The organism is Xenophilus azovorans DSM 13620 (assembly GCF_000745855.1).
GTDB lineage: Bacteria > Pseudomonadota > Gammaproteobacteria > Burkholderiales > Burkholderiaceae_C > Xenophilus > Xenophilus azovorans.
This window is the reverse complement of the sequence record NZ_JQKD01000115.1, coordinates 1-2,728: the sequence shown is the minus strand read 5'-3', so window position 1 is coordinate 2,728 and position 2,728 is coordinate 1. Positions and strand designations below refer to the sequence as shown.

At 65.3% G+C, this 2,728-nt stretch carries 3 protein-coding genes; 1 reads left to right on the top strand and 2 read right to left on the bottom strand.

From position 1 onward, the window contains the following. On the top strand, positions 1-297 hold a 297-nt coding region (locus Q392_RS33555), incomplete at its 5' end, for a hypothetical protein (protein WP_211260313.1). Between the two features lie 134 nt (positions 298-431). Here the strand turns inward: Q392_RS33555 and Q392_RS33195 are convergent. After that, the gene (locus Q392_RS33195) at positions 432-995 is read right to left on the bottom strand and encodes a hypothetical protein (protein ID WP_157008342.1); all 564 of its coding nucleotides are present in this window, start codon (positions 993-995) and stop codon (positions 432-434) included. A 67-nt stretch (positions 996-1,062) separates the two neighbouring features. Further along, a partial coding sequence (locus Q392_RS31535; RefSeq protein ID WP_211260312.1) for a VgrG-related protein occupies positions 1,063-2,728 on the bottom strand: 1,666 nt, incomplete at its 5' end.

Here is a 2,728-nt window from a genome sequence, read left to right as displayed (position 1 = left end):
GCGATCCCGCATGAGGAAGTTCGAGAAAACTACTGGTTCGTCTTCTACGCGGAGCGCATGGACATGATGTGGATCATGACCTCCGAGGAGTTCAAAGCCCTCTCCGTGCGGAACAGGTCCGGCAAGAACATCGGCAAGCACAGCATCTGGTTCAACGGAAAGAAGAAGAACAAGGCGACCGGCCAGATTGACGAGCAGTGCCTTCCTCGGTGGCTCAAGTTCGTAGCAAGCGATTTCAGCCGCATCGCTGCCGATGCACAAGAGCCGCAGGCTCGAACACAGACGATTGCCACCTGAGCGCGTAGCAGCACGCGACAGTGCCGTTTCTATCGAGGAGAGCGAGGCCATTGTCTGGGCCGGCGATCACGGCGAGGCAGCGGCAAGCCCGGCTACAGTGGTTGCAAAGCTTCCGAAGGTCGAACGGCGATCTCTCACAAGTTGCGTCCAAACCACGACAGTGGCTTCCGACAAGGCTGCATCACCGTCTCGTAGATATCCGTGTACTCGACGTTCACCGTCAGCGGCGCGAGTGCGGCCCGAACTTGATCTCGACACGCCTCAAATCCCTTTTCGTCTTCCCCTTCCGTCAACTCTAGAAGAATGATCTCCGCTCCGGCTTGAAGCGTGCGACGGCGAAGCGCATGACTGAAGTTGTTCCATGCTCGATTGCCGGGAAGCGCGGGCATCCAGTCAATCACGGCTTCCTGCGCGTTATGGCCGTCGGAGACTGTCACTGCAAGAACGATCATGGGACCTGCCCCGTTGTTCCGGAGCTTGACCCTCAAGCTATTTTCATAGTCGGCAACTGTGACTTCTGCAAGCGGGCGCACTGACAGTTCGTTGTGCCGACGCTGACTGCGCACCGCCCAGACCGAAATCCAGACTGAGACGCAAGAGACAAGCAGCGCGAGAGCTGCGGCCGCTGCGCTTGCCAGAGCGCCGAAGGCATTGGCAGCATTGGAATCCGACTGCAAGAGAGCGATAAGTTTGTCCATGGTCTCGAACGTCTGCGACTTGCCGAAGAGCTTACCAACTGATCCTTTTTGGACCGCTGAATGTGGCTCAAGCAGGCTCGATCCCGCCGCTGGCGATGTTGGCGATGCGGCGATCCGCCACCGTCTGCCGGGTGCGGTCGTGGATGCTGACCTGCACCGGCCCGCTGCCGCCGGTGGTGTTCAGCCGGTTCGGCACCTCGTCCGCCGGCGTTGGCGGCACCGTCGGAGGTGTGGCAGGCGGCACGTTGGCGACCGGCACGCGGGGCACGGTAGACGCGGCCGTCTGCGCCCCGTCCAGTTTCAGCAGCGCGGCCTTCTCGGCCGTGGCTCGCTTGAGCGTGCCGGCGCGCACCTCGGCGCTCGACCGCGCGAACAGCGTCTCGTTGTGCTTGGCCTTGTAGTCCTGCACGGCGGCCACGATCTCAGCGCCGGTCATCTTGTTGGCGTCCTTGCCGGCCAGGGCCTTGCGGAACAGGCCGATGGCGCCGTCGTTCTTCTTCGCGCTGCCCGCGCCGAACTGCACCGACGTGGACCAGAGCGCGTCCTGCACCGCCGCGCCGTGGCCCGATAGGTCGATGCCGGCGGCCTTCAAGCCGGCCATGGCCGGGTCGAAGTGCGTCGCTTTGATGAAGTTGTGCTGCGCATCGCCGAAGGCCGGATCGTTCTTGGCGACCTCCTTCCACTTCGCGTTGAACTCGGCGGTGCCCGGCGTCAGGCCCTCGAACTGCTTGCCGTAGCCGCTGCCCTTGAGGAACTTGTCCAGGGTGCCGGTCTTGCTGGCGAGCTGGTACGTGCCGTAGCTCGCGCCGCCGCGATCCCCCTTGCCGGTGGACACCGTGCCCGCGCCGCGCCCGCCCGACTCGAAGCGCTCCGAGGTCTTGCCAAGCACCCAGCCGGCCGCCGTACCCGCCGCGCCGCCCGCGCCACGCGCGACGCGCTGCAGTGCCGAGGCCGGCGCCGGCGCATCGGTCTCGCGGCCGCGGGCCGTGTCGTAGCCGGCCTTCGCCTGCGCGCCCACGTCCTTGGCTCCCCTGACCACCTGCCCCACGTCGCGCCCCACCGCCTGCGCGGCGCTGGCGGGCTTGCCGTCGGGCTTGCCGGATTCGCCCTCGGTGTAGCCCTTCTTCACGTCACTGGCGACGGCCTTCGCTCCATCCACAGCGGCGGCGTAAGCCTTGCCGATGACCGGAATCTTGCGAATCGACTCGTCCAGGCCCGAAAAGAACTCGCGGATCTTCGTTGGGATTTCCAGCAACCCGTCGATGGCCGACTTCACGGTGTCGGTGATCGAGGCCCACACGTCGGAGACGGTCTTGGCGATGGTGTCCACCGCGTTGCTGACTGCTTCCCAGGCGGAGTTGAAGGCCGCCCCGATGGCGTCGAAGGCATCGAACACCTTCTCCATGACACCCGAGTCGGTGAGCCACTTGTTGATCTTCTCGCCGATCCACTGGCCCAGGTTCCAGGCGCCCCACACTGCGACGATGGGCAGGAACAGGCGCGAAAGTACCGTCATGAGCAGGCTCGGCAGCTTCGACAGCAGGCCGCCGACGCCGCCGAACATGCCGCCCAGCATCGTCTGCAGGATGCCCGGCCCGGCGGCGGCAGCCGGCTGCTCGCCGCGCTTGCCGAACACGGGCGAGGTCAGCGCCTTCCAGAACCGCTGATACCACCGCTCCTTCTTCCGCTCGGCCGTGCGCCCGAACAGACCGAACAGGCCACGCCCGAGCGGC